Source organism: Streptomyces sp. NPDC059828 (assembly GCF_042731955.1).
Lineage (GTDB): Bacteria > Actinomycetota > Actinomycetes > Streptomycetales > Streptomycetaceae > Streptomyces.
In genome coordinates this window covers 1-13,474 of record NZ_JBHWIW010000060.1, presented here as the reverse complement: position 1 = coordinate 13,474, position 13,474 = coordinate 1, and the positions used below count along the sequence as shown (strand labels likewise).

Annotated in this window: 16 protein-coding genes and 1 pseudogene; 10 read left to right on the top strand and 7 right to left on the bottom strand. The window is 70.4% G+C overall.

Annotated elements, in window-relative coordinates:
* Positions 1 to 39: 39 nt before the first annotated feature.
* The 3 genes from ACFV6V_RS27775 to ACFV6V_RS27765 all read right to left on the bottom strand — a co-directional run bounded on the left by ACFV6V_RS27775 (position 40) and on the right by ACFV6V_RS27765 (position 2,033).
* Positions 40 to 1,119 carry an RNA polymerase sigma factor SigF gene (locus tag ACFV6V_RS27775; protein WP_385570233.1) on the bottom strand — a complete coding sequence of 360 codons (1,080 nt, stop codon included), beginning with the start codon at positions 1,117 to 1,119 and terminating at the stop codon, positions 40 to 42.
* Positions 1,116 to 1,529: an anti-sigma regulatory factor gene (locus ACFV6V_RS27770; RefSeq protein ID WP_361279032.1), complete on the bottom strand. Its 414-nt coding sequence runs from the start codon at positions 1,527 to 1,529 to the stop codon at positions 1,116 to 1,118. Before ACFV6V_RS27770 ends, ACFV6V_RS27775 begins: the two co-directional genes overlap by 4 nt.
* 243 nt (positions 1,530 to 1,772) lie before the next feature.
* The gene (locus ACFV6V_RS27765; protein ID WP_385570230.1) at positions 1,773 to 2,033 is read right to left on the bottom strand and encodes a UBP-type zinc finger domain-containing protein; all 261 of its coding nucleotides are present in this window, start codon (positions 2,031 to 2,033) and stop codon (positions 1,773 to 1,775) included.
* A gap of 43 nt (positions 2,034 to 2,076) precedes the next feature.
* Between ACFV6V_RS27765 and ACFV6V_RS27760 the strand changes: the two genes are divergently transcribed.
* A complete protein-coding gene (locus ACFV6V_RS27760; RefSeq protein WP_385570228.1) occupies positions 2,077 to 3,675 on the top strand; it encodes a Na+/H+ antiporter in 1,599 nt (532 codons plus the stop codon).
* Here ACFV6V_RS27760 and ACFV6V_RS27755 read toward each other — a convergent pair.
* The gene (locus ACFV6V_RS27755) at positions 3,666 to 4,637 is read right to left on the bottom strand and encodes a 1-aminocyclopropane-1-carboxylate deaminase/D-cysteine desulfhydrase (protein WP_385570225.1); all 972 of its coding nucleotides are present in this window, start codon (positions 4,635 to 4,637) and stop codon (positions 3,666 to 3,668) included. The genes ACFV6V_RS27760 and ACFV6V_RS27755 overlap by 10 nt on opposite strands.
* Before the next feature lie 184 nt (positions 4,638 to 4,821).
* Between ACFV6V_RS27755 and ACFV6V_RS27750 the strand changes: the two genes are divergently transcribed.
* The 3 genes from ACFV6V_RS27750 to ACFV6V_RS27740 all read left to right on the top strand — a co-directional run bounded on the left by ACFV6V_RS27750 (position 4,822) and on the right by ACFV6V_RS27740 (position 8,246).
* Positions 4,822 to 6,255 carry a family 2B encapsulin nanocompartment shell protein gene (locus ACFV6V_RS27750; protein ID WP_385570223.1) on the top strand — a complete coding sequence of 478 codons (1,434 nt, stop codon included), beginning with the start codon at positions 4,822 to 4,824 and terminating at the stop codon, positions 6,253 to 6,255.
* 175 nt (positions 6,256 to 6,430) lie between these two features.
* Complete coding sequence (locus tag ACFV6V_RS27745) at positions 6,431 to 7,471, top strand: family 2 encapsulin nanocompartment cargo protein polyprenyl transferase (RefSeq protein ID WP_385570220.1); 1,041 nt, start codon at positions 6,431 to 6,433, stop codon at positions 7,469 to 7,471.
* A gap of 166 nt (positions 7,472 to 7,637) precedes the next feature.
* Positions 7,638 to 8,246: a GNAT family N-acetyltransferase gene (locus tag ACFV6V_RS27740; protein ID WP_385570217.1), complete on the top strand. Its 609-nt coding sequence runs from the start codon at positions 7,638 to 7,640 to the stop codon at positions 8,244 to 8,246.
* A 25-nt stretch (positions 8,247 to 8,271) separates the two neighbouring features.
* Here the strand turns inward: ACFV6V_RS27740 and ACFV6V_RS27735 are convergent, their stop codons facing one another.
* On the bottom strand, positions 8,272 to 8,847 hold the full coding sequence (locus ACFV6V_RS27735) for a TetR/AcrR family transcriptional regulator (protein WP_385570215.1): 576 nt from the start codon (positions 8,845 to 8,847) through the stop codon (positions 8,272 to 8,274).
* Positions 8,848 to 8,981: 134 nt separating this feature from the next.
* Between ACFV6V_RS27735 and ACFV6V_RS27730 the strand changes: the two genes are divergently transcribed.
* From ACFV6V_RS27730 to ACFV6V_RS27715, 4 genes and pseudogenes are all read left to right on the top strand, one after another.
* Positions 8,982 to 9,566, top strand: a complete 585-nt coding sequence (locus ACFV6V_RS27730; protein WP_385570212.1) for a dihydrofolate reductase family protein — start codon at positions 8,982 to 8,984, stop codon at positions 9,564 to 9,566.
* Between the two features lie 63 nt (positions 9,567 to 9,629).
* Positions 9,630 to 9,824: a hypothetical protein gene (locus ACFV6V_RS27725; protein WP_385570210.1), complete on the top strand. Its 195-nt coding sequence runs from the start codon at positions 9,630 to 9,632 to the stop codon at positions 9,822 to 9,824.
* Between the two features lie 126 nt (positions 9,825 to 9,950).
* Positions 9,951 to 10,391, top strand: a complete 441-nt coding sequence (locus tag ACFV6V_RS27720) for a DUF6304 family protein (protein ID WP_385570207.1) — start codon at positions 9,951 to 9,953, stop codon at positions 10,389 to 10,391.
* Between the two features lie 146 nt (positions 10,392 to 10,537).
* Positions 10,538 to 10,761: pseudogene (locus tag ACFV6V_RS27715) on the top strand (TetR/AcrR family transcriptional regulator); the annotation flags it as partial.
* A gap of 123 nt (positions 10,762 to 10,884) precedes the next feature.
* Here the strand turns inward: ACFV6V_RS27715 and sodN are convergent.
* Entirely contained in the window at positions 10,885 to 11,280 is a 396-nt protein-coding gene (gene sodN / locus ACFV6V_RS27710; protein ID WP_361279053.1) for a superoxide dismutase, Ni, read from the bottom strand.
* Between the two features lie 148 nt (positions 11,281 to 11,428).
* Between sodN and sodX the strand changes: the two genes are divergently transcribed.
* Entirely contained in the window at positions 11,429 to 11,848 is a 420-nt protein-coding gene (gene sodX / locus ACFV6V_RS27705) for a nickel-type superoxide dismutase maturation protease (protein ID WP_361279055.1), read from the top strand.
* Here sodX and ACFV6V_RS27700 read toward each other — a convergent pair.
* Complete coding sequence (locus ACFV6V_RS27700) at positions 11,752 to 12,381, bottom strand: CGNR zinc finger domain-containing protein (protein ID WP_385570204.1); 630 nt, start codon at positions 12,379 to 12,381, stop codon at positions 11,752 to 11,754. The genes sodX and ACFV6V_RS27700 overlap by 97 nt on opposite strands.
* 90 nt (positions 12,382 to 12,471) lie before the next feature.
* Between ACFV6V_RS27700 and ACFV6V_RS27695 the strand changes: the two genes are divergently transcribed.
* Entirely contained in the window at positions 12,472 to 13,242 is a 771-nt protein-coding gene (locus tag ACFV6V_RS27695; RefSeq protein WP_385570202.1) for a class I SAM-dependent methyltransferase, read from the top strand.
* Positions 13,243 to 13,474: the final 232 nt, after the last annotated feature.

Below are 13,474 nucleotides of genomic sequence, written 5' to 3'. Positions count from 1 at the left end.
GGGTGCGGCACGCCGGGAAACCCGCCCACCCCGCACCGCCTACTCCTCGACGAGGAGCTTCTCGCGCAGCTGTGCCAGCGTCCGCGCCAGCAGACGTGACACATGCATCTGCGAGATGCCGACCTCCTGCGCGATCTGCGACTGCGTCATGTTCCCGAAGAACCGCAGCAGCAGAATCCGCTTCTCCCTCGGCGGCAGGTCCTCCAGCAGTGGCTTCAGCGACTCCCGGTACTCGACCCCCTCCAGCGCCTCGTCCTCCGCGCCGAGGGTGTCGGCCACCGCGGGTGACTCGTCGTCCGTGTCGGGCACGTCAAGGGACAGCGTGGAGTACGCGTTGGCCGACTCCAGGCCCTCCAGGACCTCCTCCTCCGAGATGCCGAGGCGCTCGGCCAACTCGTGCACGGTGGGTGAGCGGCCGTGCTGCTGGGACAGCTCCGCGGTCGCCGTGGTGAGCGCCAGCCGCAGCTCCTGCAGCCGTCTCGGGACCCGCACTGCCCAGCCCTTGTCCCGGAAGTGGCGCTTGATCTCGCCGACGACCGTGGGCGTCGCGTACGTGGAGAACTCGACACCGCGCTCCGGGTCGAACCGGTCCACCGACTTGATCAGACCGATGGTGGCGACCTGGGTCAGGTCGTCCAGTGGCTCACCGCGGTTGCGGAACCGGCGGGCCAGGTGCTCGACCAGGGGCAGATGCATGCGTACGAGCTGATTGCGCAGCTCGGCGCGTTCTGGGGAGCCCTCGGGCAGTTCGCGCAGCGTGATGAACATCGACCGGGCCTCGCTCCGGTCGTTCGCCCCGGAGTGGGTATGACTCGCCTCCGCGTGAACCGCCTGGCCAGCGGGATCCGCGTGGTTCTTGGAGTGCTGCTCGTGCTGCTCGCTCATATGGGCCGCCCTCCCCCAGTCCTGCGCCTGGGAGGTACCCCCAGCCTGCGCCTGCTCCGCCGCCTGTGCCGCGGCCGACACGCCGTCACGGCCATCCACCGCGGGGTGGGGCCTGGCCTGCTGCTCCGGGATGCCCGTGGGGGCGTACACCGGATCGGCCGGAACCGCACATCCATCGTGCGGCGTTCCGGGAACGCGCTCCTCGTCCCGCACCGGACCGTCCTCGTCCCTCACGCCGGCCCGGGTCCCGCGCCGCGCTGTTTGTGCAGGCTGATGGCCACCGTGCGGTCGTCGGCCACGGAGGACTCCACCTTGCCGGCCAGCGCCGAGAGCACCGTCCAGGCGAAGGTGTCGCGTTCCGGCGCGCGGCCGTCGGTGGTGGGGGCCGAGACCGTGACCTCCAAGGAGTCCTCGACGAGGCGGAAGACGCAGCTGAGGACGGATCCCGGAACGGCCTGCTGGAGCAGGATCGCGCAGGCCTCGTCGACCGCGATGCGCAGGTCCTCGATCTCGTCGAGGGTGAAGTCCAAGCGTGCGGCGAGGCCGGCTGTGGCCGTACGCAGCACGGAAAGGTAGGCACCCGCAGCCGGCAGCCGGACTTCCACGAAGTCCTGGGTCCCGGGCTCGCCTGCGATCTGGGACACCCTCACCTCCAAGGTGGCACAAGGTCGATCGAGGCTCCGGGTAGACGGTCCCGGAGCCGATTGCTGCGCGTCGGTACGCAGTCGGTTACCTGGACTGGCGACGCTATCGCGATCCATGGTGCCGTGTCGCCGGGACCCTTACCCGACGCTGTCACTCATGGTAAGCCCATGGGTACGCACAGTGGCTAGAGGTGTGCGCCCCCCAATTGAGATAACTCGGCGGAGGGTTGACGTACCCAGACGTCAGACGATCGAACCGTCCGGGTAGCACCACCGCCAGCTCTCCCCGGGCTCCAGGGTCCGGACGATCGGGTGCCCTGATTCCTCGGCGTGCCGTGTGGCGTGCCGGTTGACCGAGGAATCGCAGCAGCCCACATGCCCGCAGCTCAGGCAGAGCCGCAGTTGCACGGGGTGTGTTCCGTCCACCAGGCACTCCCGACAGGTATCGCTCAGCTGTGCGGGTTCGGGGCGCGGCAGGTCGAGAACATGCAGGCACTCGCTCATGATTGCCAGACTACGACGAGCGTGACGACGTGAGGCCGCTGATATGGACGCACTTCCCCTGGTGGCGCTGATCGCGGTGAGTGCGGTGGTCGCCGCCTCGGCCCGCAGGACACCGGTGCCCGCGCCGCTGTTGCTGGTGGCCGTGGGACTGGCCGCCTCGTACGTACCCGGCGTGCCGTCGTACACCCTCGACCCGCACATCGTGCTGCCGTTGGTGCTGCCACCGTTGCTGCACACGGCCGCGGTGGAGAGCTCGTACCTCGATCTCCGGGCCAACATCCGGCCCATCGCCCTGCTCTCCGTCGGCTACGTGCTCTTCGCGACCCTGGCCGTCGGCTATCTCGCGTACCTCCTCGTGCCCGAACTGCCGCTGACCGCGGCCCTGGTGCTCGGGGCCGTCGTGGCCCCTCCGGACGCCGTGGCCGCCACCGCGATCGCACGCCGCCTCCGGCTGCCGCACCGCATCACCACGATCCTCCAGGGCGAGTCCCTCGTGAACGACGCCACCGCGATCACCGCCTACCGCGTGGCGCTCGCTGCCGCCATCGGTGAAGGGGTGACCTGGGCAGGAGCCATCGGGGAGTTCCTGCTCGCGGCCGTCGGCGGGATCGTGGTCGGGCTGATCCTCATGGTGCCGATCCACTGGTTGCGCACGCATCTGAAGGAGGCGCTGCTCCAGAACACCCTGTCCCTGCTCATCCCGTTCGTCGCGTACGCCGCCGCGGAGCAGGTCGGGGCGTCGGGCGTGCTCGCCGTCGTGGTCGTCGCGCTTTTCCTCGGGCACCGCGCCTGGCAGGTGGACTTCGCCACCCGGCTCCAGGAGGAGGCCGTGTGGAAGATGGTGGCCTTCCTCCTGGAGTCTGCGGTCTTCCTGCTGATCGGCTTGCAGCTGCCGTACGTGGTCCAGGGGCTCGGGTCCTACAGCGTCGCCGAGGCCGTCTGGTACGCCTGCGCCGTGTTCGTGATGGTGGTCGTGATCCGCTACGTCTGGGTCTTCCCCGCGACGTTCCTGCCGAGGAAGCTGTCGAGCCGGATCAGGGAGCGCGAGCCGGGGGTGAACTGGAAGGCCCCCGTGATCGTGGGCTGGGCCGGGATGCGCGGGGTGGTCTCCCTGGCGATCGCCTTCTCGATCCCGCTCACCATCCATGGCGGGGAGTCCTTCCCCGCCCGCAATCTGGTGCTGTTCCTGACCTTCACCACGGTGATCGGGACCCTGGTCGTGCAGGGTCTGACGCTCCCGCCGCTGATCCGGGCGCTGAAACTGCCCGATCGCGACGCGCAGGCCGAGACACTCGCCGAGGCCCAAGCGCAGAGCGAGGCGTCCCGCAAGGCGGAGGAGCGTCTCGACGCGCTGCTGGCCGACGAGCGCAACGCCTTGCCGGGTCCGCTGGCCGACCGGTTGCGCGGGGTGCTGGAGCGCCGCAGGAACGCCGTGTGGGAGCGGCTGGGCGCGGGCAACCCGATCACCGGGGAGTCCGCCGACGACACCTACCGGCGGCTCGCGCGGGAGGTGATCGACGCCGAGCGGGCGGTCTTCGTGCAACTGCGCGACCAGCGGCGGATCGATGACGAGATGATGCGCACGCTGCTGCGGCGGCTCGACCTCGAGGAGGCCGCCGCCTACCGGGAGGGTCAGGACTGAGCGGACCGTTCCGGTGGCTGTGCCACCGGGTCGGGGCATCCTGTGATCACGGCGGTCACGGACGTTCCGGGCCGGAACGCGCCCTCGTCGGCGAGGGTGACGAGGGCGTACAGCAGTTTGGCGACGTAGAGGCGTTCGACGGGCAGTCCGTGCCGCTGCTCGAAGTCCGCGGCGAAGGCGTCGAGTGCCGGGGTGGTCCGTGCATAGCCGCCGAAGTGGAAGCGCTCGTCCAGCCACCAGTCGCCCGCGGGGCCGCCGAAGGCCTGCCGCTGGAGGGCGGCGACCGCTTCGCCCAGGAATCCGCCCCGGAGCACGGGGATCCCGAGGGCTCTCGCGGGCCTCTCATCCGGTGCCTCGGGTGAGGGGGCCAGTCCGGCGGCCAGCCCGGCGAGGGTCCCGCCCGTGCCGCAGGCCACGGCGACCACCTCCGAAACGCCGCGCAGTTCCCTGCCGAGCTCCGCGCAGCCCTGTGCGGCAAGGGCGTTGCTCCCGCCTTCGGGGATGACGCGGCAGTCCCCGGGTGCTCCGTGCCCGCTTCCGAATCGCTCGACGAGTGACGCCAGTACGTCGGGGTCGGCCTTGCGGCGGTACGTGCCCCGGTCCACGAAGCGCAGCCGCATGCCGTCCGCCGCGCACCGGGCGAGCGAGGGGTTGAGGGGACGGTCGGCGAGTTCCTCGCCGCGGACGATCCCGACGGTGCGGAAGCCCAGCAGCCGGCCGGCGGCAGCGGTGGCCCGCAGATGGTTCGAGTACGCCCCGCCGAAGGTCAGCACCGGCCGGCCGGCCGCGGCGGTCAGGTTCGGCGCGAGCTTGCGCCACTTGTTGCCGGGGAGAGCGGGGTGGATCAGATCGTCGCGCTTGAGCAGCAGGCGTACGCCGTGCCGGGCGAAGCGCTCGTCCTCGACCGGCTCCAGAGGGGACGGGAGCCGGGGGCGGAGGGTGCCGAGGTCGATCGCGTTCACCCAGTCATTGTCGCGCCCGCGTCAGCCTGCGCTCCCGGGCTGGGCCGGGCGGGTGGAAACGCGCCGGCCATGCCCCGCTGGTACGGGACTAGTCCCACTCATTTGTGTAATGGCGCGCCCACTCTGCGTGATGGAAGGCTTCTTCGCGCAGGTCAGTCCATGATTGTCGTGATTGCGAGGACGCATGTCGGTCGGTTCGGTCGGTTCGGTTGGTGACGAGGTCCGCGATGGCGGCCAGGACGCGGCCCTGCCGCAACAGAGTCTTGGTACGGCTGCGGCGCGGAACCTGGCGACCACCACCAAGTCGGCGCCCCAGATGCAGGAGATCACCTCCAGGTGGCTGCTGCGGATGCTGCCGTGGGTCGAGGTTCAGGGCGGTGCGTACCGGGTGAACCGCCGTCTCAGCTATTCCGTGGGCGACGGGAGGGTCACCTTCATCCAGACCGGGGGCCAGGTCCAGGTCATCCCGGCGGAGCTCGGGGAGCTTCCCTCGCTGCGAGGGTTCGACGACGCGGCCGTGCTGGCCGAGCTGGCACAGCGGTGCCGGCAGCGGGAGTTCGCGCCCGGTGAGGTGCTGGCCACGAAGGGGGAGACGGCGGACCGGGTGTTCCTGATCGCCCACGGCCGGGTGGAGCGGATCGGCACCGGTCCCTATGGCGACGAGGCGGTGCTCGGCGTCCTCGCCGACGGCTCCTATCTCGGCGACCGGTCACTCGTCGACGGCGACGCGGTCTGGGACTCGACGGTCAGGGCCGCCACCTCGTGTGTGGTGCTGCAGCTGACCCGCCAGGACGTGCTGACCCTCGCCGACCGGTCCGAATCGCTGGCCGCCCATCTGGTGTCGCTGGTGTCCCTGCCCCATCAGCGGACCAACAGGTACGGCGAGGCCGCCATCGACCTGTCGGCGGGTCATGTCGGCGAGGCCGTCGTGCCGCACACCTACGTCGACTACGAAGCGGCGCCCCGTGAGTACGAGCTGAGTGTCGCTCAGACCGTGCTGAAGGTGCACAGCCGGGTCGCGGACCTCTACAACCAGCCGATGAACCAGACCGAGCAGCAGTTGAGGCTCACGGTGGAGGCGCTGCGCGAGCGCCAGGAGGACGAGCTCATCAACAACAGGCAGTTCGGACTTCTGGCCAACTGCGACTACGGGCAGCGACTCCAGCCGCACGACGGCGTGCCCGGACCCGACGACATGGACGAGCTGCTGTCCCGACGGCGCGGCTCCAAGCTCTTCCTCGCACACCCGCGCGCCATCGCGGCCTTCGGACGCGAATGCACCAAGCGGGGTATCTACCCGGACACCGTGGACATCGGCGGGCACCGCATCCCGGCCTGGCGCGGAGTGCCCATCTTCCCCTGCAACAAGATCCCGATCTCGGACTCCCGCACGACGTCCATCATCTGCATGCGCACCGGCGAGGACGACCAGGGCGTGATCGGGCTCCGGCAGAGCGGCATCCCCGACGAGATCGAACCGAGCCTGTCGGTGCGGTTCATGGGCATCGATGAGCAGGCGATCATCTCCTACCTGGTCACGGCCTACTACTCGGCGGCCGTTCTGGTGCCCGACGCCCTCGGCGTGCTGGAGAACGTCGAAGTGAGCCGCTGGCGATAGGTGTCCCGCTGGACATCCGGTGCGTCCCGCAGTCCCCCCGGGGTCCTCCGCGGTAGCAGAGGACCCCAGGCGCCGCACCGGTCAGGCACGAGCCACACCCCCACCCGCGGGGGCGGCCGCCGCGCCCCGCCGGCCGCCCCCGCCCCACCCTTGAACAGAGGGAGACACCGTGACGATGACCAGTACGGACACCGGCACCGACGGCCATGAGGCCGCGGCACTTCTGGAACGCACCCGGACCGCCGTCACACCACGACTGCGGGACACCGTGGAGTCCCTTCCCGGATCCATACGGCGCATCGCGATGTACCACTTCGGCTGGGAGCACGCCGACGGCAGCCCGGCCGCCGGTTCGGCCGGCAAGGCGATCCGCCCCGCCCTGGTGCTCGCCGCCGCCCAGGCGCTCGGCGGGGATCCACAGCATGCGGTACGGGCCGCCGCCGCGGTCGAGCTCGCACACAACTTCACCCTGCTGCACGACGATGTGATCGACGAGGACCGTACCCGCAGGCACCGGCCCACCGCCTGGACCGTGTTCGGCACACCCGACGCCATCATCGCGGGCGACGCGATGCTCGCCCTCGCCCTGCGGCTGCTCGCCGAGGATCGGCACTCGGCGGCCGCGGCGGCGTCCGCCCGGCTCGCTGCCTGTGTGATCGAGCTGTGTGCCGGACAGCAGGCCGACTGCGCCTTCGAGGAGCTCGACCCGCACGAGGTGTCCCTCGACGAGTGCCTCGCCATGGCCACGGCGAAGACAGGAGCCCTGCTGGGCTGCGCCTGCGCCCTGGGGGCGCTCTATGCCGGGGCGGAGGAGGAGGAGATCGCGGCGATGGACGCCTTCGGGCGGGAGGCGGGGCTGGCGTTCCAGCTGATCGACGACCTGATCGGGATCTGGGGCGATCCGGAGCGCACGGGCAAGCCTGCCGGGGCCGACCTCGTGGCGCACAAGAAGTCCCTTCCGATCGTCGCGGCCCTGGGCTCGGGCACGGTGGCGGGCAGGGAGCTGGCCGAGCTGTACGGACGCCCGATGGACACGGAAGCCATCCGCCGCGCGGCCGACGCCGTGGAGCGGGCGGGGGGCAGGGACTGGGCCCAGCTCGAGGCCGCGGACCGGATGGCGCGGGCGGTGCAGCAGCTGTCCCGGGCGGTCCCGGACCTCGCGGCGGCAGGCGATCTCCTGGCCCTCGCCGAGTTCGTCACTCGCCGCAATCGCTAGTGCCGCGGCATCTCCGGCCACGGCACCCGGTCTGTTCGGGGCCTTGAGGAACGGCCCGCCGCGTGATCCCGGGGCAGGGACGGTTTCCGGCCATGCCACGGGGTCGGGCCGGGGGTGCAACTCTAGGATCTCCACGACCTGTTGACGAGTGCGGAGAGGTCCGGACATGGACGTACGGATACGGCAGGCTGGGTCAGCAGACCGGGACACCGTGGCGCGGCTGCTCGACGAGGCTTTCACCGACGACCCGGTGAGCAGGTGGGTGTTCCCCGACGAGAACCACCGCCGCAAGGTGCACGGGGTCTTCATGGGCGTCTTCCTCGACACCGCACTCGCCGAGGGGCGGGTGGACATGACGGAGGACGGAACGGCCGCGGCGCTCTGGCTCCAGGTGCCCGCGGGGCCGGCGGACGCCGACGACGACACACCGGCCCGGATGCGCGAGGCGGCGGATCCGGACAACGAGCGCGCCGAACTGGTCGGCCGACTCACCGGCGCCGTTCACCCGCACGACCGAGCCCATGAGTATCTGCTGCTCATCGCGGTCTCTCCGGAGCGCCAGGGCCAGGGGCTCGGCACCGCACTGATCGCCCCGGTGCTGGAGCGATGCGACCGCGAGGGGATACCCGCTTACCTGGAGGCCAGCAGCGCCCGCAGCAGCAGGCTCTACGAGCGCCTCGGTTTCGCCTGCACGGACCGCCCGGTCGAGCTGCCGGACGGCCCGTGCATGTGGCCCATGTGGCGGGAGCCCGCCACCAGCCCTGTGGGCGGCTGACGGACCACCAGGGGCCGGTCGCCGGTCACTTCTCCGGGATGATCCGGCTGACCACGGTCTCCACGAGCGAGTCGAGTTCCCGGTCGGCGAGCACCTCGGGCAGCGTGAAGTGCTCGAGCATCAGGCCCGTCATGGCCAGATACAAGGTCAGGAAGACGTCCGCGTCGCCGGGCAGGCCCGAGTGGAGATGCAGCAGGCGGTTGGCGTCGAGCTCGGCACGGACCGCCCTGTTCAGCTCGGCCGCCAGCGCCGGGCGCCGGGTGGCCTCCAGGCGCAGCTCAAGCAGGGCGAGATAGCCGGTGCGTTCGGCGGCCATGCGGCGTACCAGCCAACGCATCAGATCGACGTACAGCTCGCGGGACGGCGCCGGACGCATCGCCGCCTCGGCCTGGTCGGGGTCCGGGGTCATCCGCACATGGATCCGGGCACCCGCCTGAGTGAACAGGTCATCGCGGTTCGAGAAGTAGTTGGACGCCGTCCCGGCCGGTACCCCGGCCTCGGTGTCGACGGCCCGGAAGGTGAGGCCGCGCGCCCCTTCCCGGGCGAGCACCTCGATGGCGGCGTCCACCAGGGTGTTTCTGCGCTCGGGGTTTCTGGCCATCCCCTCAGCCACCTCTCAGCGATCCATTGCTCTGTCCGAAAACCATCTGCCACAACCACTACACGCGGAGTACTCTATCTGTCGTGGTTCCGTGAGGGAGCTACGACAGACCCCCAGGGAAGCGGAGAACCGGTTTGCGCAGACTCACCTACTTCATCGCCTGCTCGATCGATGGCTTCATCGGCGATCCGAAAGGCGACGCGTCGTCCATGTTCGCCTACGTGGACACGGAGTTCCTGGAGTTCCTCAAGGTCGAGTACCCGGAGACCATCTCGGCCGAAGGCCGGAGGATGCTGGGCCTGGACGGACTCGACAACGTGCGCTTCGACACGGTGATCCAGGGCCGCGGAAGCTATCAAGTGGGCCTGGACGCGGGGATGACCAGCCCGTACGGCCATCTGCGCGAGTACGTGGCCTCGCGCACCCTTGCCGCGTCGCCTGATCCGCATGTGCGGATCCTGTCAGGTGACCTGGTCGCCGCGGTCCGTGAGCTCAAGGCGGAGGATGGCGGGCTCGGTATCTGGCTGTGCGGGGGCTCGGGGATCGCAGGGGAGCTGTTCGAGGAGATCGACGAGCTCGTGATCAAGACCTATCCGCAGGTGTACGGGTCGGGGATGCCGATGTTCGGCTCCGGATTCACCCTCGCCGACTTCACCCTGGACACCGTGCGCACCTTCGGTAACGGCGCGCTCGTGCGGCAGTACACCAGGCGGCGGTAGGGGCGCCGACCGCGCCGGGATGAGCGGTGTCCGTCCCCGGCGTGCCGACCTATCCTTGAACGCATGGGCAGCGAAGTACGTCGGACCGTCCGCCGCCCGGAGGCCGAGTACCTGTGCCCGGCCTGCGGGAAGCCTGTCGGTACCGTCATCAAGCGGCGCAAGGTCCTCGGGGCGTTCGTCCCGGAGTGGGTGCCGGGCCCCTGTCGCAACGCGGGCTGTGCGCTGGGCGCCGAGTCGTCCCGTCCCGAGGGGTCGTGAGGCGGGTCCGGGAGACCGTCTCGCCGCCGCTCGCAACCCCTGAGGGTGGGCCGTTCGGGCGTTCGATGCATTCGAAGGGGTGACCGGCTGTACGGCGGAGCCAGTCATACCGCTACAGTCCGCGCCATGTCATCGGAGTCGACGGACGTATGGACCGGCTGGTACCGGGACCGCCAGGGTGCGGAAGCGATCGCGGTCGCTGTGAACGGGCGGGACGTGCACACCCGCATCAGGGGAATCGAGTACCAGGGCTCGGGTTTCGCCGCCTTGGCCGCGGTGGGCTCGGGCGAGGCGCTCGCCGGTTGCGTGCTGGAGTGGGATCTGCCGCTGCCCGTCGCCCTGGCCGGGGCGGAGCACCAGGCCACACTGTGCTGCCTGTTGACCCTCGGCGACCGCGGATCCGACGGGCGCCCCGACCGGGTCGACCTGAGTCTGACCCTCCACTTCGGCGGGGCGGCGTACACGTCCGGAATCGCCGGCGGGGACTTCGACGACGCGCTCGTGCGCATCCGGCGCCAGCTGCCCCACGGTGCGGACTTCGGGCACCGGCTGCTCGAACGCGCCTGACCGCGAAACGTGCCGGGCGACGCACCCGTGGGCGGGACCGGGAACGGCCTCCCGCTCCCGCCCTGGCGTGTCTCAGGCCCGCTTGCGCTCATCCGCGAGCAGGGCACGGAAGGTTCGCGCGGGCCGGCCGGTGAGGCGCCGCAAGCAGCAGCAGCCCCTACCTGGCGGAGCACTACGAGCGGTGGCATGGCCTGCTCCGGTCCGTACCGGAGCAGATCCCGGGCTTCACGGGCGCCGACTTCACCGCCCGTGCCCTGCTGGCCGCGGCCCGGGCCGATCTCGTCGAGCATCTGCCGGGGACGAACGCGTGCCGCGGGCAACGATGCGGGCGCAGTTGGCGGACTTCACCGCCAGAGTCCTCGGCCCCTGACGGCTTCTGACGGAAGGGCAGTCGGACCGGAGGCAAAAGACCGCACCCGGACCGACGCGGACGCCATGATCGGCGTCCGTGTGCGGACCGGGTGCGGTGGTGGTGCGAGGGGGACGAAGGGCTTCAGGCCTTCTTGGTCTCCCAGAAGATGCGGTCGATCTCGGCGATGAGCTCCAGCGCCTTCTCGCCCGTCTTCGGGTCGGTGGACGCCTTGGCCGCGGACAGCGCCTTCAGGGTGTCGTTGACCAGCTGGTGCAGCTGCGGGTACTTCTCGAAGTGCGGCGGCTTGAAGTAGTCGCTCCACAGCACCGACACGTGGTGCTTTGCGAGCTCGGCGCGCTGTTCCTTGATGTCGGTCGCGCGGGCCTGGAAGTGCGGGTCGTCGTTGGCGGCCATCTTCTCCTGGACGGCCTTGACCGACTCGGCCTCGATACGGGCCTGGGCGGGGTCGTAGACACCGCAAGGCAGGTCGCAGTGGGCGCTGACCTTCACCTTGGGGGCAAACAGGCGGGAGAGCATTTGAGCCGTCCTTCCTTGTGATCGTCTTCTCAGGTAGGACATTACTCCGTGGCAGACGGGTTTTTGCGAGTGCCCCTGGGGCTTAGGTCAAAAGTCCGGGGCGTGCCGGGACCTTGCGGAACGTACGGTGAGAGCCGAGAGGTGGACGATGACCGACCTGGGGCGTGAGCCCGGAGCGCGCTTCGGGGTCGCGGAGGTGACGGGTCCCTCCATGTACCCCACGCTGGCGCACGGCGACCGGCTGCTGGTGCACTACGGCGCCGCGCTCCGGGGCGGGGACGTGGCAGTGATGCGGCATCCCTTGCAGCAGGACCTGCTCATCGTGAAACGGCTCGCCGAGCGCCGCGAGGGCGGCTGGTGGGTGCTGGGCGACAATCCGTACACGGAGGGGGACAGCAGGCTGTTCGGCGTGGTGCCCGACGAGCTGCTCCTGGGGCGGGTCAGGGTGCGCTACCGGCCGCGCGGCGGGGATCAGGGCTCGCTGCGCTCCCGTACGGCCTGGTTGGTGTCCGCCGTCCGGCCGGTGCTCTGCGACCGCTCGGTCTCCAGACGCTTGCGGGCGCGGTAGGCGGCGACGTTGGCGCGCGTCGCGCAGCGGTCCGAGCAGTAGCGGCGCGAGCGGTTGGTGGAGGTGTCGAGATAGGCGTTGCGGCAGGGTGCGGCCTGGCACAGGCCGAGCCGGTCGACGCCGAACTCGGTGAGGTGGAAGGCCAGACCCATCGCGGCGATCGCGGCGTAGCCCGCGGTCGCGTTGGACGGATGCTCGGCCAGGTGCATGTGCCAGCGCGGCCGGCCCTCGTCGTCGAAATGGTCATGGCCGGAGACCTGGGGGCTGACCGGGAATTCCAGCAGCAGCGAGTTGAGCAGGTCGACGGCCTGGGTGTGGTCGCCCGCGTCGGCCGCGTTGAAGACCGCCCGCAGCCTGGCCCGTACGGAGCGGAACCGGGTCACGTCCGCGTCCGTGGCGCGGCGGGCGGCCTGGGTGGACGCGCCGAAGAGCTCGCGGACCGCCTCCACGGAGGTGAGCGAGTCCTTGCTGCGGGCAGGCTCTTCGGTGTTGACCAGACGCACGGCATAGTCCGAGTAAGAGGCCAGTTCCACTTGTAGTCCTTACAGATGGGGTCTAGTGTCGGCGTCGGGGAGGTAATGGATGCCTCGCCCAACAGGGTATTACAAAGGGGAGGGGTTTCCATGTCTGACGCAGCGAACGCGGAAACAAGCACCGACTGGCGGGCCTGGCAGGAGAGCTGGGACCGTCAGCAGGAGTGGTACCTGCCCGACCGCGAGGAGCGCTTCCGGGTGATGCTGGACATGGTCGAGGCCGTGGTCGGCCCCGAGCCCAGGGTCCTGGACCTCGCGTGCGGTACGGGAAGTATCACGGACCGGCTGCTCAACCGGTTCCCCAACGCGGTGAGCGTCGGGGTGGACCAGGACCCGGCCCTGCTCACCATCGCCGAGGGGTACTTCGCGAACGACGAACGCGTCACCTTCGTCACCGCGGATCTCACCGACCCCGGCTGGACCGCGGAACTGCCGTACGACTCGTACGACGCCGTGCTCACCGCGACCGCCCTGCACTGGCTGCGCCTGGACCCGCTGGCCACCCTGTACGGCCAGCTCGCCGGACTGGTCAGCGATGGCGGGGTCTTCATGAACGCCGATCACATGAAGGACGAGACCACGCCCCGGATCAACGCCGCCGAGCACGTCCAGCGCCATGCCGCCATGGACCGGGAGAAGGCCGCCGGGGTGCTCGACTGGGCCGAGTGGTGGGCCCTGGCCGCCAAGGACCCGGTGCTCGCCGCCCCGACCGCCCGCCGGTTCGAGATCTACGGGGAGCATGCCGACGGCGGGTTCCCTTCACTCGACTGGCACGCCCGCACCCTGCGCGAGGCGGGTTTCGCCGAGGCACGCGGGGTCTGGGCGTCTCCGTCCGACTCGATGGTGCTCGCCCTGAAGTGAGCCGATGACCCGCAACGCACCGAGGGCGGGTACCGGCGCATCGCGCGCCGGTACCCGCCCTCGGTGACGGAACCGCTAGAGCACCTTGGACAGGAACGCCTTGGTGGGGGCGGGGTGCGGGGTGGCCAGCACAACGCCCCGGGTGGCGGGCACGACGACCAACACCCCCGCCCAGAACAACCAAAATAAGCCCACCACGCCGGCGGATCCCCACACGTGGGTGTCGTCCACC

What these genes read in the sequence shown, in the direction of transcription:
- ACFV6V_RS27765 (WP_385570230.1), bottom strand. Translation starts at nt 2,033, where the DNA reads ATGAGCGAGTGCCTGCATGTTCTCGACCTGCCGCGCCCCGAACCCGCA.
- ACFV6V_RS27760 (WP_385570228.1), top strand. Translation starts at nt 2,077, where the DNA reads ATGGACGCACTTCCCCTGGTGGCGCTGATCGCGGTGAGTGCGGTGGTC.
- ACFV6V_RS27750 (WP_385570223.1), top strand. Translation starts at nt 4,822, where the DNA reads ATGTCGGTCGGTTCGGTCGGTTCGGTTGGTGACGAGGTCCGCGATGGC.
- ACFV6V_RS27745 (WP_385570220.1), top strand. Translation starts at nt 6,431, where the DNA reads ATGACCAGTACGGACACCGGCACCGACGGCCATGAGGCCGCGGCACTT.
- ACFV6V_RS27740 (WP_385570217.1), top strand. Translation starts at nt 7,638, where the DNA reads ATGGACGTACGGATACGGCAGGCTGGGTCAGCAGACCGGGACACCGTG.
- ACFV6V_RS27735 (WP_385570215.1), bottom strand. Translation starts at nt 8,847, where the DNA reads ATGGCCAGAAACCCCGAGCGCAGAAACACCCTGGTGGACGCCGCCATC.
- ACFV6V_RS27725 (WP_385570210.1), top strand. Translation starts at nt 9,630, where the DNA reads ATGGGCAGCGAAGTACGTCGGACCGTCCGCCGCCCGGAGGCCGAGTAC.
- ACFV6V_RS27720 (WP_385570207.1), top strand. Translation starts at nt 9,951, where the DNA reads ATGTCATCGGAGTCGACGGACGTATGGACCGGCTGGTACCGGGACCGC.
- sodN (WP_361279053.1), bottom strand. Translation starts at nt 11,280, where the DNA reads ATGCTCTCCCGCCTGTTTGCCCCCAAGGTGAAGGTCAGCGCCCACTGC.
- sodX (WP_361279055.1), top strand. Translation starts at nt 11,429, where the DNA reads ATGACCGACCTGGGGCGTGAGCCCGGAGCGCGCTTCGGGGTCGCGGAG.
- ACFV6V_RS27695 (WP_385570202.1), top strand. Translation starts at nt 12,472, where the DNA reads ATGTCTGACGCAGCGAACGCGGAAACAAGCACCGACTGGCGGGCCTGG.